At 33.4% G+C, this 16,845-nt stretch carries 10 protein-coding genes; 8 read left to right on the forward strand and 2 right to left on the reverse strand.

Features of this window, described 5'->3' with window-relative positions; translation table 11 throughout:
- Nucleotides 1-12: 12 nt before the first annotated feature.
- Nucleotides 13-1,920, forward strand: a complete 1,908-nt coding sequence (locus NYQ10_RS09935) for a sialate O-acetylesterase (RefSeq protein WP_289880439.1) — start codon at nucleotides 13-15, stop codon at nucleotides 1,918-1,920.
- Nucleotides 1,921-2,218: 298 nt separating this feature from the next.
- Here NYQ10_RS09935 and NYQ10_RS09940 read toward each other — a convergent pair whose 3' ends face one another.
- Nucleotides 2,219-3,094: a LysR substrate-binding domain-containing protein gene (locus NYQ10_RS09940; RefSeq protein ID WP_289880441.1), complete on the reverse strand. Its 876-nt coding sequence runs from the start codon at nucleotides 3,092-3,094 to the stop codon at nucleotides 2,219-2,221.
- 105 nt (nucleotides 3,095-3,199) lie between these two features.
- On the opposite strand from NYQ10_RS09940, the gene NYQ10_RS09945 reads away from it, so the two are divergent.
- Nucleotides 3,200-3,952 carry an MBL fold metallo-hydrolase gene (locus NYQ10_RS09945; RefSeq protein WP_289880443.1) on the forward strand — a complete coding sequence of 251 codons (753 nt, stop codon included), beginning with the start codon at nucleotides 3,200-3,202 and terminating at the stop codon, nucleotides 3,950-3,952.
- A 94-nt stretch (nucleotides 3,953-4,046) separates the two neighbouring features.
- Here NYQ10_RS09945 and NYQ10_RS09950 read toward each other — a convergent pair whose 3' ends face one another.
- Entirely contained in the window at nucleotides 4,047-4,652 is a 606-nt protein-coding gene (locus tag NYQ10_RS09950; protein WP_289880445.1) for an RNA polymerase sigma factor, read from the reverse strand.
- 280 nt (nucleotides 4,653-4,932) lie between these two features.
- Here NYQ10_RS09950 and NYQ10_RS09955 point away from each other — a divergent pair, with 280 nt between their 5' ends.
- The 6 genes from NYQ10_RS09955 (at nucleotide 4,933) to NYQ10_RS09980 (ending at nucleotide 16,637) form a co-directional block, all read left to right on the forward strand.
- Nucleotides 4,933-6,078: a FecR family protein gene (locus tag NYQ10_RS09955; RefSeq protein ID WP_289880448.1), complete on the forward strand. Its 1,146-nt coding sequence runs from the start codon at nucleotides 4,933-4,935 to the stop codon at nucleotides 6,076-6,078.
- A gap of 231 nt (nucleotides 6,079-6,309) precedes the next feature.
- Nucleotides 6,310-9,837 carry a SusC/RagA family TonB-linked outer membrane protein gene (locus NYQ10_RS09960; protein WP_289880450.1) on the forward strand — a complete coding sequence of 1,176 codons (3,528 nt, stop codon included), beginning with the start codon at nucleotides 6,310-6,312 and terminating at the stop codon, nucleotides 9,835-9,837.
- Nucleotides 9,838-9,854: 17 nt separating this feature from the next.
- Nucleotides 9,855-11,258, forward strand: a complete 1,404-nt coding sequence (locus NYQ10_RS09965) for a RagB/SusD family nutrient uptake outer membrane protein (RefSeq protein WP_289880452.1) — start codon at nucleotides 9,855-9,857, stop codon at nucleotides 11,256-11,258.
- 66 nt (nucleotides 11,259-11,324) lie between these two features.
- Nucleotides 11,325-12,527 carry a TlpA disulfide reductase family protein gene (locus tag NYQ10_RS09970; RefSeq protein ID WP_289880454.1) on the forward strand — a complete coding sequence of 401 codons (1,203 nt, stop codon included), beginning with the start codon at nucleotides 11,325-11,327 and terminating at the stop codon, nucleotides 12,525-12,527.
- Nucleotides 12,528-12,625: 98 nt separating this feature from the next.
- Nucleotides 12,626-13,765 carry a TlpA disulfide reductase family protein gene (locus tag NYQ10_RS09975; RefSeq protein ID WP_289880455.1) on the forward strand — a complete coding sequence of 380 codons (1,140 nt, stop codon included), beginning with the start codon at nucleotides 12,626-12,628 and terminating at the stop codon, nucleotides 13,763-13,765.
- A gap of 82 nt (nucleotides 13,766-13,847) precedes the next feature.
- Nucleotides 13,848-16,637 (forward strand): M16 family metallopeptidase, encoded by a 2,790-nt coding sequence (locus NYQ10_RS09980; RefSeq protein WP_289880457.1) that lies wholly within the window; start codon nucleotides 13,848-13,850, stop codon nucleotides 16,635-16,637.
- The last annotated feature ends 208 nt before the right edge of the window (nucleotides 16,638-16,845 follow it).

The raw sequence follows: 16,845 nt of genomic DNA on the forward strand, positions 1-16,845 counted from the left end.
AAACATAATACAATGAAAAACATAATACTAGCATTTCTTATAACCTTCAGCATCAATGCGCAAATAAAATTGCCGCGATTAATCAGCGACGGAATGATTTTGCAGCGCGATACCAAAATCAATATTTGGGGTTGGGCGTCGCCAAACGAAAATATTGAACTCGATTTTAAAGGAAAAAAATACACCATAACAACATCCGAAGAAGGGAAATGGACGATTCAGATTCCATCGCAAAAAGCGGGCGGACCTTATGAAATGACTTTAAAAGCAACTAATACAATTATGCTGAAAAATATTCTTTTTGGAGATGTTTGGTTGTGTTCTGGACAATCGAATATGGAACTTCCGATGGACAGATTGAAAGACAAATACAAAGACGTAATTGCGAAATCGGAGAATTCGAACATTAGACAATTTTTAGTTCCAGATGAATACTATTTTGAAAAAGAAAGAAATGATTTTTCGTCAGGCGAATGGATCTCAGCGAACCCAAACAGTGTTTTGCAATTTACTGGCGTTGGTTATTTTTTCGCTACCGAAATTTACGAAAAGTATAAAATTCCAATCGGATTAATAAATAGCGCTTTGGGAGGTTCGCCCGCTGAATCTTGGATTAACGAAGAAGGAATTAAAAAGTTTCCAGATTATGAGCAGGAATATTTAAAATTTAAAGACGGAAAACTCGAAAAACAAATCGATGAAAATGATCGAAAAGTAAGTTCAGATTGGTATAAATTAGTAAATCAAACCGATTTGGGTTTACAAAATAAATGGAAAAACACAACCGATATTTCCGATTGGAAAACAATGAAAATTCCAGGTTATTGGGCAGATACCGAACTCGGAAACACAAACGGTTCTGTTTGGTTTAAAAAAGAGTTTATTTTAGAAAAAATAAAAGAAAATCAAGCAAAATTAATTTTAGGACGAATTGTCGATGCCGATTCTGTCTTTGTAAACGGGAATTTTGTTGGAACAACTTCGTATCAATATCCGCCGAGAATTTATGCTTTCAATGCTAGTTTTTTAAAAGAAGGAAAAAACGAAATTACCGTTCGTGTAATCAACAATTCTGGAAGAGGAGGTTTCGTAGTCGATAAACCTTACGAATTAATTATTGGCGATAAAACAATTGATTTAAAAGGAAATTGGAATTATAAATTAGGTTCAAAAATGCAGCCGCTTCCTGGTCAAACTTTTGTAAGATGGAAACCCGTCGGACTTTATAATGCCATGATTGCACCTTTAAAAAATTATCCTTTAAAAGGCGTTTTATGGTATCAAGGCGAATCGAACACTAAAAAACCTTCAGAATATTTTTCTTTAATGGAAACTCTAATTGATACGTGGCGGACGCAACTCGATCAAGAAAAATTGCCATTTTTAATCGTGCAATTGACAAATTATATGGATCCAAAACTGGAACCTTTAGAAAGCAGTTGGGCAGCTTTGAGACAACAGCAATACAATTTATTAAAAGTTGAAAATACAGGATTGGCAGTAACAATAGATTTGGGAGAATGGAATGATATTCACCCATTAAATAAATACGATGTTGGAAAAAGATTGGCGCTTCAAGCAAGAAAATTGGTTTATGGCGAAAAAAAAATAATTGCTTCAGGACCAATTTTTGAATCCATGAAACAAAAAGACGAACAGCTTATTTTAAGTTTTAAATCAGTTGGTTCTGGCTTAATGAGCAAAGGAGGAAATATTTTAAATGGTTTTGCAGTTGCGGGTTCAGACGGAAAATTCGTTTGGGCAAAAGCCATTATCGATGGCAATAAAATTATTGTTTGGAATAATGAAGTTCGAAATCCAGTTAAAGTTCGTTATGCTTGGGCAGATAATCCTGATAATGCTAATTTGTACAATAAAGAAAATTTACCTGCTTCGCCTTTTGAGGCTGAGTTGAAGTAGTTTTTTATTCAATCAAAACTTTTAAAAATTCGACAAATTTTATTTCAAGCGAATTTTTCTTAGACAAATTCCGGAAGAATGAAATATTTATAGAATATTTTATGTACGGTAAAAAGAGAGCTCTGGAAGAGCGACATAATTGCTATAATCAATATTTCGCCCCGCCGGGGCTCTTTTGAAATTGGACTAATTGTTTCTATAAATATTTTGTCCCGCTGGGACTTATTGAAAAGGTAATTTTAAATTTTAGTTTGTTATTTTTGATAAATTGTAATCTTAATATTTTTGTACTCAAAAATTACTTCAAATTCTCCATCAACATATTCAAAAAGGCTTTAACTGCTTTTTTTTCATACACTTCTTTCAAGGAAATAAGCATTGCAGTTCGAGTCATATTTTGTCCTTTTATTGGAATCGCGTGCAGATCTTTTTCGTTTTCAATTGTTGTTTTGGTCAATATTGTATGCCATTTTCCTGTTTTAATCAATTCTAATAAAGTTGGAATATCGTTGATTTCAATCGTAACTTTCGGATTGAGATTATCCTTTTTAAAAGCTTTATTGATAAATTGAGTTGTACTAAAACCACTAGAAGGAAGCGCGAGAGGTAACGAACTCACTTCACTCAAAGAAATGCTTTTTTTATTGGTGAATGACGTTTCAGCTGAGGTAACCAAAGCCATTGGAGATGTAAATAATTCTCTGTATTTAAAATGTTCCTCTGAAGCGATTTCTTCAAAAGTCAGAATTACATCAAGCTCAAAATGATTCAGTTTCTGGATTAATTCCTGCGAAGTTCCAAAAACAATTTCAAATTGAATTTTTGGATATTCAGAACTAAACAAAATCAATGCTTTCGTAACCACATGGCGCAATGCATAAGTGACACCAATCGCAACTTTTCCAGTTTCAAGATTATTCAAATCTTTAATAAATTGAAATCCGTCTAAGGCTTTATTGACAGATTGTTGCGCGTAAACGGCAAACAAATTTCCTGCTTCTGTTAGTGTAATTCTTTTTCCAATTCTATTAAAAAGCGGTACTTGAAGTTCTTCTTCTAACTGTTTAATTTGTTGGGATAAAGTGCTTTGGCTAATATAAAGCGCAGCTGCAGCTTCAGTAAAGTTCAGTAATTCTTTTGCTTTAAGAAAATATTTAAGCTGTCGAAGTTCCATTTCTAAATCGGTTTTATCGATTGATTATATCGAAAAATAAGGTTTTACAAATATAGAAAATCTTAAGAACTTTGTCCTGTTGTAAAATTACAGAAGAAAGAAAAAATGAAAATCATAGCTTTACAAGAAGGAAATTACGTGGCAAATGCTCAAAAGGAATTTAAACTTTTAACTGAGGAAACTTCAGATTCAGGTTTGAAAATGGCAATTCAGCCTTTTGTGGTTATCACTGATAACGATTTTATTTTATTAGATTTTGGTTTAGGATTTGTAAATAACGGAATTCCGTTTATTCATGAAATGCTTCAAAAGAATAATATTAATCCGAATCAAATAACAAAAGTTTTGGTTTCGCATCTGCATAAAGATCATATAGAAGGAATTGGCTATTTTGAGAATGGTAATTTTATTCAAAATTTTCCAAATGCGAAGATTTATATTCAGGAACGAGAAATAGATTTTGCTTTAGAACAAATTAATAATCCGTCGTATGTTTTTGAGTTATTAAATCAATTGAAAAAACTTCCTAATGTTGAGTTGCTAAATTCAGATAGTGGAAATATAACTAATGAAATTTTCTACGAAGTTTCGGCAGGACACACAAAATTTCATCAAGTTTTCTGGATTAAGGCAGATGATGAAATTGTTTTTTATGGTGCAGACGATTTACCTCAAAAAATATATTGGTCAATGCATGTTGCTTACAAAACTGACTTTGATGGGAAACGCGCAAGAGAATCACGCAAAAAATGGGAACAGCAAGCAAAAGATGAAAACTGGAAAGTACTTTTTTATCATGATATGAAAATACCAGTTTTAGAATTATTTGAAGAGAAAATGGAAGAGGCGAGAATATAGAAAAAAGATTAATGATTGAATAGCTTGAAAATAAATAGAAGAAAGAGGAATTGGATATACGATTCTTTAAAAACAATAAAAAGGAAAATTCAGATTAATTATTTAGTCTGAATTTTTTTTTTGCACCAAACAATAGAAACAATACACTTTTTACTTTTTCTTCTAAAGAATTTCTTAAGATAGAAAAGGCTTTAGTAATCTGCGCTTCAACAGTTTTGATGGAAACATCCAAATGTTCTGCAATTTCGATATTGGTTAAACCTTCTTTTTTACTTAAAATAAAAACTTCTTTGCATTTTGGAGGCAGATTTTGAATTTCTTTATTGACAGCATTCAAAACACGTTGAAAAGCTTCAGAATCATCTTCTTGGACAATTCCGTTTAATGCATCGTAATATGATTTTTCTAGAGAAAACAAAGATTGATTTTTTCGATATAAATCTATAAACTCATTGTAAACCAATTTGTAAAGAAAACTTTTTAGAGAATGATCTGTTTTTAATCTCGTGCGCTGTTCCCAAACTTTAATAAAAACGTTCTGAACAATATCTTCTGCGCTGTAAACATTCTTTACCAGACTGTTAGCATAAACGCAAAGTTTATGATGATAAGTATCGATGAGATAGGTGTAAGCGGTTTCGTCTCCATTTTTTAGAGATTCAATTAATGTGGTATTATCGCTGTAATCATCAATCTTCATAGAAACAAATATATTAATTTATAAATTTTATGCCTTAAAAGTGAGCTTATTTTCTTAAAAATGCTCATTTTTTTCATTTTCTATTTGAAATTTATTACAAATAAAAATGAGAATAAAATGCAAATATAATTTATTTACCTTATAAATTCTATAGAATTAATATAGTTTTGTTGAGAGAAAAGACTTGTGAAAAATAAAAAAATCATTAAAATGAAAAAAACTTTATCAAATTGTTAGGGTTTTGTTTTTCGGCTTCGTAATAATATTAAAAATGACCCAAATGACAGCGAAAAAATCAGAGCGATTAATCGTAAAATTTATCACAAATCAGGCTTCTAAAGACGAAATTGAGGAGCTCACAGAGTGGTTAAAGCAAGACGAAAATCAAATTGTGTTTAAGGATTTTGTAAAAACCAATTATGCAATCGATACGGCCTTGAATACTTTTGATTCTACAGAAGTTAGAAAACAGCTTTCTGAGAGAATTCAAAAAGAGAATAATGTGTTTACAAAAAGGAGATTTTCATCTTACTATAAATATGCAGCGATTTTAATTGTCGCTTTAGGCGGATTTTATTTGTATAAAAATTCTGGTGCAGAAGAAGTTAAACAAAATGTTATTATTCCGCGAGTAGACGAAATTGTTTTACAATTAGGTAACGGATCTTCTGAAACAATTGATACTTCTGAAGAAAAAAATGTGACAGATAAAGATGGAAATATTATAGGAAAACAAGAAAAAGATAGATTGGTTTATGCGAAAGCTTTTGCTGAAGGTGAATTGGTTTACAATACTTTGAAAATTCCGTACGGAAAAAAATTCGAAGTTCAATTATCTGACGGAACTGTTGTGCATTTAAATTCGGGAACCTCTTTGAGATATCCAGTACAGTTTGGCAAAAATAAAAGCAGACAGGTTTCTCTAACTGGTGAAGCTTATTTTGAAGTTAGTAAAGATAAAGCGCATCCGTTTAATGTAAATACGCAAGAGGTTAATGTTGAGGTTTTAGGAACTAAGTTCAATGTTGATTCGTATACTAATAATGCAAGTACAGATGTTGTTTTGGTAGAAGGTAAAGTTTCACTTTATAAACAGCAGAAAACAAATCAGGTATTTCTAACACCAGGCTTAAAAGGTTCTAATTTAAAAGGTGAAAATGCAATTAATACAGAACAAGTAAATCCTGATTATTACACGGCTTGGGTAAAAGGAAGTTTAGTTTTTAAAAATGCGTCTTTTGCTGAGATTATCAAAAAGTTGGAACGTCAATATAATGTGACTTTCATTAATAAAAATAAAACTTTAGGAAAAGAGATTTTTAATGCCCGTTTTGATAACGAACCAATTGAAGTAGTTTTGAAATATTTCAGTGATAGTTATAAGATTGATTATCAAATAGAAAGAGATAAAATCACAATAAAGTAAATTCATAATTAACAATTCATAATTAACAATTTTAAAAAACGCCTATGTAACAAAAATCCAAAAATGAAAAGGATCGTTATAAAAAAACCGGAAAATGCGCCAACATTTCCCGGTAGAGTATATGCGGTCAGTTAATTAACCAACCAACATTAAAAAAAACATTTTAAAAGTATGAAAAAACTCTTGAACAAAATCAGGTTTGATAAGCCTTTTTTGAAATTTGATTTGAAAATGAAATTGACCACATTATTTCTCCTAACTGCCTTAAGTGTAATGCATGCCGGAACTAGTTATTCTCAAAAAAATAAGATTTCTTTTAATGTCAATAATATGACTGTTGCAAAAGTTATTGAAAGACTAGAGTATACTACAGATTACAGATTTGTTTATAATGTAAGATCTGTCGATTTGAATAGAGTAATCGACGTAAATGCAAGTGAAACTTCGATTGAAGTAATTCTGAATAAAATTTTTAATAATACCAGTACTGATTTTAAAGTATCTGGAAACCATATTATTTTGATGCCTAAAAAAATCTCTGCTGATAAACCAGAAGAGAAAAAACCAGTTGCAGATTTTATTGTAAAAGGTAGAGTTACAGATGCAAAAGGAATGCCTTTAGTAGGTGCAGCCGTTGCAGATAATGGTTCAGGAAGAGGTGTAAACACTGATTTTAACGGAGAATATCAGATAATTGCAGTAAGCAGCGAAACGACTTTAGCATTTTCTTATTTAGGATATGTAAGACAAGAAATAAAAGTTGATGGCAGAAGTGTTATCAATGTTGTTTTAAAAGAAGACGTACAGGAATTAGAAGGAGTAGTATTAAAAACTGGTTATCAAAATATTACAGCTGAAAAAGTAACGGGGGCTTTCTCTAATTTAAAAGCAAAAGACTTTCAAGAACAGCGTCTAAATAGTTTAGATAAAATTCTAGAAGGACGTGTTGTTGGTTACCAAGATGGTAAAATTCGTGGTACAACTTCTATGAACGGTGTAACAACGCCTTTGTATGTTATCGATGGCTTTCCGGTAGAGAATACAAAATACAACCAATATTTTGCAATCGAAGAAAACCTTCCAAATTTAAACTTAGAAGATATTGAAACAATTACGGTTCTTAAAGATGCTGCAGCCGCTTCTATTTATGGAGCGCGCGCTGCCAATGGAGTTGTAGTAATTACAACTAAAAAAGCAAAAGCAGGAAGAACCAATATTAGTTATACGAGTAATATTACCGTAACACCGTACAGAAATTATACTGATAATTTAACTAATTCGGCAGATATAATTGATTTAGAGAGAGGCTGGGCAGCTTCAAATCCTAATCTTCAAGGTGCAAATGCAAGTACTTATGCGCAATCTTTGTTGAACAATGCCGCTTTTACAAGTTTGGGTATGCAGACTATTTTAAAAGGATATTCGGGAGCGATTTCTCAGACAGATGCTAATAATCAGCTAAATCGTTTGTCATCTCTAGGCTACAAATATTTTGATGATGTAGCAAAATATGCTAAACGTGATCAGTTTTATACGCAACACAATATCAGTTTAGGAAAAGGATCTGAATCAAATAGTTTTAATGCATCTTTAACTTACAAGAATAATAAGCTGGAAGATATTAATTCTGAAAATGAAAGCATTGGACTTAACTTAAAGAATTCAACTCAAGTAAATCACTGGCTTTCTGTAGATTTAGGAAGTTATACCAACTTTGGTAAAAGCGATTTACAAGATTATTATGCTTACAATCCTAATAACCTAGCAACTGCAGGATTTAAATATCAACCATACAATCAATTGGTTAATGATGATGGTACTTATTTTACCTCTACAGCAGCTATGCGATACAATAATTTTACGCTTCAGTCATTACAGAATTATGGTTTGTATAATATGGATATTACGCCAATGGAGGAGCTAGGCAGAAATGTAAGCGAGACTAAAAGTTTCTTAAACCGTACGTTTGCAAAATTTAATGTAAAGTTCAGTAATGCGTTTACTTACAATGCCATGTTCCAGTATGAATATGGTGTAGACCGTACAAATTATTTAAGAGAAAAAGAATCATTTAGCGTTAGAAGTCAGGTTAACGGAATGGTAACTATTGCCAACAATGCAGCAGTTTACAACTTACCTTACGGTGATATTTTAAAAGAAACCAATCAATTTACGAATGCTTATAATTTCCGTCAGCAATTAAATTTTGCTCAGATATTTAATGATAAGCACGATGTTTCTGCTATTGCTGGTATGGAAATACGCCATAATAAAGCAGAGTACAGAGATGACACACGCTATGGCTGGGATGAACAGACTTTATCTTTTACACCAATAAACCAAGCTAGTTTATTGGGAGTTTACGGCAGTGTTTTTAATGGCTATATGTCTTCTAATAATTTTTCTGCCGAAAGGGAATTACAAAATCGTTATGTTTCTGTTTATAGTACAGCAGGTTATACTTACGACAAAAAATATACTTTAAGCGGAAGTTTGCGTTGGGACCGCTCTAATCTTTGGGGAACCAATAATAAGTACCAAAATAAACCAACTTGGTCTGCAGGAGCGGGATGGAATATTGATAAGGAATCTTTTTTTGCTGTAAATTGGGTCGATGCACTTAAACTTCGAGCTTCTTATGGTATTGGAGGAAATATTGCAAAAGATTCAGCTCCTTATTTAACAGCTTATTACTCAAATAATGGTAACGTAGGAGGTATTCAAGGAAGCGTTAATTCTAGACCAAATCCTGAATTATCTTGGGAGAAAACGACAACAAAAAATATCGGATTAGATTTTTCTCTATTCAAAAGCAGATTGAGCGGAACATTTGATTTTTACAATAAAAAAGGAGAAGATTTATTGGCAAGCAGTACAGGAATTCCAACAGAAGGCTGGGGATATTCTACTTATAGGTTAAACAACGGAGAAATGACCAATAGAGGTTATGAAGTAAGTTTAAGAGGAACAATTGTTAAAACGCCATCTTTTTCTTGGGATGCATCGGTACTTTATGCCAATAACAAAAATAAAGTAGATTATGTTAATGTAAAAGCACCAGTTTACTATTTACAATTAGATTATCCATCTGCTTATCCTAGAGTTGGTAATAATTACAACACTATTTACGGATACAAATGGGCTGGTTTAAGTGATAAAGGTTTGCCACAAGTATATGATGCTTCGGGAACGGCAATAATTTACAATCCTGCCGATTTAGAAGCGATACATGATTATGGTTCTACGGTGCCAAATCACAGTGGATCTTTTCATACTTCTGTAGCTTACAAAAACTTTTCTCTTTCAGCATTATTCATTTACGAACTGGGACATAAGGTTAGAAATACCTTCTTACCTATGTTAAACAATAACTATTCTGGAGCGTTAGGTGGCTATGTGACTGATATTACTGTAATTAATAAAAACATTGTAAACCGTTGGCAGCAGCCAGGTGATGAGGCTTTTACCAATGTTCCTCGTGCAGTTTATGAATATGAAGCTGATTTTAATAGTGCTTCACGTGATATTTATCGTTATGCAGATATTAACATTCTAGATGCTTCAAATGTGAGATTAAGCAATATTTCATTAGCGTATCAATTGCCAAAGAATGTTGTTCAGAAAGTAAATCTATATGACATACGATTTAATTTGAATGCAGAAAATGTGTACACTTGGGCAAAAAGCAGAGACGCTAAATTTATGCTGAACGGTTTCCAATCACCAAGTTTCGTTTTTGGTGTAAATGTTAATTTCTAATTTTAAAAGAAGACAAAATGAAAAATCTATATAAAAATATACTTTATGTATTAGCATTAGGAATAACTTTTGCCTCTTGTGATAATTATTTGGATGATGTGCCAAAAGGCTCTAAAACTCCTACTACATTAGCAGATTTTGAAGCTTTTATAAGAGACGAATATGGCAATCAAGTCGTAAACGTAGAACAAGCAATAAGTTTGATGAATGATAGATTTCAAACTGCAGCCAATTTGGCTTACTACCGATTGACAAATGCTAATTATATGTGGAATGAAAATGCAGATCGTATTGATTTGAATCAGGCAGATGAAACTACATATTACAGAACTTATGCTGGAATTTCGACTTTTAATTTGATTATCGAGAATGCTTTAACAACAACCGAAGCAACCGAAGCAGATAAAAGAATTCTTTGGGCGCAAGCAAAAATGTTGCGAGCGATGTCATATTTTACAGTGACTAATTTTTATGCAGATACTTACACTACAGCAAATGCAAGCAAATTATCCGTGCCTTTAATTACCAGTGCAGATATTAATGCGCCAAGCAAACAGGTAACAATTCAGGAAATGTACAATTTCATTTTAAAAGATGTAAGTGATGCAATTCCATATTTGCCAAAAGTTTCAAAAACAGCTTTGCACCCAAATTTAGGAGCTGGTTACGCATTTTATTCACGTGTTTATTTACAAATGAATAATTACACAGAAGCCCTAAAATATGCTGATATGGCTTTAGCAGAAAATAACAAATTATTTGATTGGGTAGGGTATTATAATGCTAACAAAACAGTAATTGATTTGCCAAATTCATATACCACAACGCCATCGCCAATGGGGTATAACTATGTTGAAAATTATACTTTTCGTCATGGTTCTTCTTATTCGTTAGGAAGAGAATTAAGTATTCCGGTAGAAAGAGCACAACGTTTTGAAGCAGGAGATGTTAAATACAAATCACGATGGAAAATCAGAACTGTTGGTTCAGATACCTACTATTATTCAACTATGTCAGGAATGTATAATTTTGGAGGAATCACTACTGTTGAAGTTTATTTAATCAAAGCAGAGTGTCTGGCACGCGAAAATAAAATAAGCGAAGCATTGGCAATTTTAAACACTATCCGCAAAACGCGTATTTTGCCTGCATCTTATGCCGATATTTCACCGACAGACAAAACAGCAGCGTTAAATGCTATTTTCAATACTAAGCGTAACGAACTTATTTTAACATTAATACCTTTTGCAGATGCACGTCGTCTGAATGCAGAAGGCACTTATCCGTTTAGTTTATCTAAAGTTGTAGCAGGTGTAACTTACAACTTGTCGTCAACATCACATATGTGGACAATGCCTTTCCCGCAAGGAGCAACGCAAAATCCAGGAAACGGAACAATTACACAAAACGTAGCTAAATAATAATCTCAAAAGCTTCCTAATTAGGATTCCCCGAAAGGGAAGCTTTTTCTAAAATATCAATCAAAAATGAATACAATTAAATATAAAATATTAGGATTGTGTATCTGTTTGCTATCTATTTCAAACAGCACTATTGCACAAAAGAAAAAAGCAGTAACAACGTCTGCAACTTCATATACTATTGAAGGAAATATTTCTGGTCTTGAAGAAGGAACAGCTGTAAAATTAATTCCTGGAGGAACACATTCTTCTGAATTGCCTGTTGCCGAAACAACTTTAAAAGATGGGAAATTTATTTTCGCAGGAAAATTAAATGAACCAAGATATTTCTACATAACGTTTGGAAAAAGCAAAGGAATGATACCTGTAATGGCTGAAAATGCAAAAATTAAAGTAACAGCAGCTGGAACGGTTTCAACAGACGAAGGACAGTGGATTAAATTTAAAGATGTAGCAGTTACAGGTTCAAAATCGCATGATTTTTATAAAAAAGAAACTGTTTTTAAAGAGGAGTTAGACAAAGATTATGTTGCTTATCACGTAGGAATTGATGAATTGAGCAATAAAGTTGGAAAAGCAAGAAAAGAAGGAAACAAAAAAGTGCTAGATTCTCTTTACAGTACAGAACAATGGAAAACTTTTGAAGCAGCAGAAAAAGCATTTTTTACAAAAGTAGAAAAAACAACAAAAGATGTAATTGCGAAACACAAAGCAACTTGGTGGGGACCATTTTTTATGTTAACAAATTATAGTTATTTCACACCAGACCAACAACCGATGTTCGATCAGTTTTCAGAAGTAGCAAAGAAAAGTTACTATGGAAAAGTTTTAGAAAAAGATTTGTTTCCTGTTTCTTTAGTAGGAACAAGTGTTGCCAATTTCAATTTGAAAGATAAAGATGGAAAAGCATACACAGCAAAAGAAATAGTGGCTGGAAAAAAATATATTCTAATTGATTTTTGGGCTTCTTGGTGCGGACCATGCCGTAAAGAAATTCCAAATCTGAAAACAGCTTATGCAGAATATGCAGGTAAAGGTTTTGAAATTTTGAGTATCTCAATTGATAAAGACGAAAAAGCTTGGCAAAAAGCATTAGGACAAGAAAACATGCAATGGCACAATCTTTTAGACGATGATAAAGTAAGTAAATCATTCAACGTTAAAGCAATTCCAGCAACTTATTTGGTGGATAGTAAAGGTGTAATTATCGGAGACAATTTAAGAGGAGCAGAATTGGAAGCGAAATTAAAAGAATTATTGAAATCGTAATTAAGTTTTCAGTGACGGTTTTCAGTCACAGTCGAAAATTTAAACTGAAAACCTAAACTGAAAAACAAATAAAAATATAACAACAAAAAAATATCAACATGAAAAGTACAATCTTAAAATCAGGTTTATCTGCACTGGCGCTAATGACCGTGCTGAATTCTTGTTCAAAAAAAGAAGAAGGATTTACAATTAACGGTACCATTGCCGGATTAGATAAAGGAATGGTTTATCTGGAAAATACAGATGAAAAAGGAAACAAAAAAATTGCAGATTCTGCACAAATACAAAAAGACGGAACTTTTACTCTTAGCGGAAAAGTCTCAGAACCTTTATTGCATACCATTAAATTAAAAGGAGAAGAATACGGAGCCTATTTTCTTTTATCTAATGAAGATATTAAAGTAGAAGCTAAAAAAGATTCTATTTATAAAGCTAAAGTTACGGGAGCAACTCAAAATGATATATACAGATCATATTATGATAATGAGTTCAAAAAAATACAATCAGTTGCAGGTCCAATTTATAAATTATCTGATTCCTTAACGCAAAGCGGAAAAGTAAAATTGACGCCAGAACAACAAACGATGATGGATAAAAAATGGAAAGATCTTGGCGCTTTCGCGGATGATTTAACAGACAAATTCATTAAGAAAAATAAAGATAATTTAGGAGGTGCATTAGTGATCGATGACCGAATTGTCTCTTACGGAACTCCAGAAAAAGTAAAAGAATATTACGCTATTTTATCTCCAGAAATTCAAAAATCATTCTACGGAAAAAAATTAAAAGCAACGATCGATCTTAACGACAAAACGGCTATCGGTGCAGCAGCATTGGATTTTTCTCAAACAGATGTAAACGGAAAAGTAGTAAAATTATCAGATTATAAAGGAAAATATGTTTTGGTTGATTTCTGGGCAAGCTGGTGCGGACCATGTCGTAAAGAAAACCCAAATGTGGTTGTGGCTTACAAAACATATCACGATAAAGGTTTTGATGTTTTGGGAGTTTCATTAGACGATAAAAAAAATCTTTGGGAAAAAGCAATCGAAAAAGACGGTCTAACTTGGACTCATGTTTCAGATTTAAAAGGATGGCAGAATGAAGCAGCTGTTTTGTACGGCGTAAAAATGGTGCCAACAAACTACTTAATTGGACCTGACGGAAAAATCGTTGCCAAAAATCTTAGAGAAGCTGAACTTCAATCTAAATTAAAAGAAATTTTCAGTAAATCTTAAGTTTTAAAATACGTAATTCAACTTTGTCAAAGTTTCAAACTTTGACAAAGTTTACTTCAAGCTAATATTTCAATTACAAAAAATGAAAAAATACATCCTTGTGGGCTTTTGCTCACTAGCTTTCTGCACCCTAATTTCAGCGCAGAACAAATCGGTTAATTTTAAGAAAATCAAAGAACTGGGCGGAATTGAAGAATATCTTTACCAGCCAAACGGAATGAGTGTTCTGCTTCTGCAGGACAATGCTTCGCCTGTTGCAACGGTGCAGATTGTCTATCGCGTGGGTTCTAAGCACGAAGTTTTGGGAAACACGGGATCGACGCATCTTTTGGAACATTTGATGTTTAAGGGAACGCCGACTTTCAACAAAAAGAACGGAAACACGATTACAGATGTGCTGCAGAATACCGGAGCGCAATTAAATGCTACAACCTGGTACGACCGCACAAACTATTTTGAAACGCTTCCTAGCGATAAAATCGAATTGGCAATCCAGATTGAAGCCGACAGAATGAGAAATTCTCTTTTAACTAAAGAAGATAAAGAAGCAGAAATGACGGTAGTCCGCAACGAATTTGAACGTGGCGAAAATAATCCGAATAGTCTGTTGGATAAAGAAATCTGGGCTTCGGCTTATATTGCTCATCCATATCACCATTCTACAATTGGGTGGAAATCTGATATTGAAAATGCGCCAATCGAAGTTTTAAAAAATTTCTACAATACCTATTATTGGCCAGATAATGCGACTTTGACAATTATCGGAGATTTCCGAAAAGAGAATGTCTTTGAACTGATCGAAAAATATTTCGGTAAAATCACAAAAGCGCCAAAAGCAATGCCGCAGCCTTACACAGAAGAGCCTCAGCAGTATGGTCCGCGTAAAATTACAGTTAAAAAACCTGGAGAGCTTGGCGTTATAAACAAAGCGTATAAAATTCCTGGAGCTTTGCACGAAGATCTTCCAGCGCTGAATATATTGGCTCAAATTATCGGAAATGGACCTTCTGCAATTCTGAATAAAACTTTTGTTGACACCCGTTTAGGAATTTATTCATACGCAAGCGCAACAGACTTTAAAGAAGTTGGACTTTTTACAATCGGGGTTGGATTTCCGACGACTTCAAAACACGAAGATATTGATGCGAAAATCAGCGAAGTTGTTGCTAAAATCCAAAAGGAAGGCGTTACTCAAGATGAGGTAAACCGTGTTGTGGCAAAAATTAGCGCGCAAACTATTTTAGCTCGCGACGGTTCCGGAGTAATTGCATCGGCATTAAACGAAGCGATTGCAGCGGGAGACTGGACAGATTATATTACGGGAGTTGACCGTTTGAAAAAAGTAACTCCAGCTGACGTTCTGCGTGTAGCCAATAAATATCTGGTTGAAGACCAGAGCACAACAGGATATTTTATTCCGAAACAGTCTGGTTCTCAAAATAAAGACACAGCCAAAGCAAATAATTTTATCGAAGAAAACGGTCCGTTTTACTACAGACATCCAGAAAATGATCATTCGCATGAAGAAAGTCCAGCAGCTATTTCTTTAGAAGAAAAAAATAATTCAGAAACTGCTTTTGATGATACTGCAATTGAAAAATCGGCATCGGCTTTTAAAAGAGAAAAAGTTTCAGGAATTGATGTTGTTTCTGTAAAAACTTCGGCAAAAGATTTTGTGACTGTTGCAGCGAGCATTTCATTAGGAAATTATGCAAGCGAAACTAAAAATGACATTATTCCGGCTTTAACGGCTTCAATGCTTTCAAAAGGAACAACGCTTAATGACAAATTCAAGTTCTCAGAAAAACTGCAGAAACTGGGCGTTAATTTAAATGTAAACGCTTCCACTTTTAAAATCAACATCGGATTCAAATGTCTGAAAAAAGACTTGGATCAGGTAATTGCTTTATTGGCTGAAGAATTGAGAAATCCATTATTTGATGCCAAAGAATTCGAAAACCTGAAACAGCAGTTTATCGGAAACACGCAGCAGAGCCTGAACGATCCTGGCGAAAGAGGCGATATTGCTTTATCGCAGGCAATCTATCCAAAAACAAATCCGAATTACAGCTTAAGCGTTGAAGACAATATCGAAAACATCAAAAAAGCGACTTTGGAAGAAGTGAAAGCTTTCCATAAAAAATATTTCGGAACGGCTTCAATGCGTCTGGTAATTGTGGGAGATACGGACGGTGCCAATTTAAATGCTTCCCTAAAAAAATCATTCAAAAACTGGACTGGCGGCGTTACGGAGAAACTGAAATTTGAGGAAGCTTCAAAATCAGATTCAAAAACGGAAGTGGTTACAATTCCAGAAAAGCCAAGCGCAGAATTATATATCGGACAATTCACGGGCTTAAAAAGAGCAGATGCCGATTATATTCCGTTCTACATCGGGAACTATACTTTAGGCGCTGGATTTGCTGGACGTTTAATGCAGACTGTTCGTGATAATGACGGACTTACTTACAATATTTCTTCCGGTTTGGGAGGAAATATCGAAACTGGCGGCTACTGGTTTGTAAATGCTTCATTTAATCCAAACCTGTTCCAGAAAGGGCTTGATGCGACTATGGTTCAAGTTGACAAATGGGTAAAAGAAGGAATTACGGCATCGGAATTGGAAAACAAGAAAACCAATCTGATCGGAAGCTTTAAAGTCGGAATGTCAACCACAAACGGAATGGCGAGAACGATTCTGAATTTTATCGAAAGAGGATTGGAACCAAATTACATCGAACAATATCCAAATGATATCCAAAAAGCAACCTTGCAGCAGGTAAACGATGCGATTAAAAAATATGTGAAACTGGATAAAATGATTATCATCAAATCGGGTTCTTTAGACAAAGACGGGAATCCTTTGAAGTAAAGTGTTTAGTCTCAGTTTTCAGTCCCAGTCTCATTCTGAGGACTCAGTAACTTTGTCAAAGTTTAAAACTTTGACAAAGTTACTGAGACTGAAAACTGCGACTACAAACTAAAAAAAGTCTTTTCATTTCATTTTAAAATCTGAATTAGTAAGCCAAATTTTATAGGAAAGGCTTTCAAGAGCTGTCGGCAAGCAGCTCTTTTTTTTA

The sequence above is a fragment of the Flavobacterium johnsoniae genome (assembly GCF_030388325.1).
GTDB lineage: Bacteria > Bacteroidota > Bacteroidia > Flavobacteriales > Flavobacteriaceae > Flavobacterium > Flavobacterium johnsoniae_C.

Coding starts and splice junctions, on each gene's coding strand:
- NYQ10_RS09935 (WP_289880439.1), top strand. CDS start 13: ATGAAAAACATAATACTAGCATTTCTTATAACCTTCAGCATCAATGCG.
- NYQ10_RS09940 (WP_289880441.1), bottom strand. CDS start 3,094: ATGGAACTTCGACAGCTTAAATATTTTCTTAAAGCAAAAGAATTACTG.
- NYQ10_RS09945 (WP_289880443.1), top strand. CDS start 3,200: ATGAAAATCATAGCTTTACAAGAAGGAAATTACGTGGCAAATGCTCAA.
- NYQ10_RS09950 (WP_289880445.1), bottom strand. CDS start 4,652: ATGAAGATTGATGATTACAGCGATAATACCACATTAATTGAATCTCTA.
- NYQ10_RS09955 (WP_289880448.1), top strand. CDS start 4,933: ATGACAGCGAAAAAATCAGAGCGATTAATCGTAAAATTTATCACAAAT.
- NYQ10_RS09960 (WP_289880450.1), top strand. CDS start 6,310: ATGAAATTGACCACATTATTTCTCCTAACTGCCTTAAGTGTAATGCAT.
- NYQ10_RS09965 (WP_289880452.1), top strand. CDS start 9,855: ATGAAAAATCTATATAAAAATATACTTTATGTATTAGCATTAGGAATA.
- NYQ10_RS09970 (WP_289880454.1), top strand. CDS start 11,325: ATGAATACAATTAAATATAAAATATTAGGATTGTGTATCTGTTTGCTA.
- NYQ10_RS09975 (WP_289880455.1), top strand. CDS start 12,626: ATGAAAAGTACAATCTTAAAATCAGGTTTATCTGCACTGGCGCTAATG.
- NYQ10_RS09980 (WP_289880457.1), top strand. CDS start 13,848: ATGAAAAAATACATCCTTGTGGGCTTTTGCTCACTAGCTTTCTGCACC.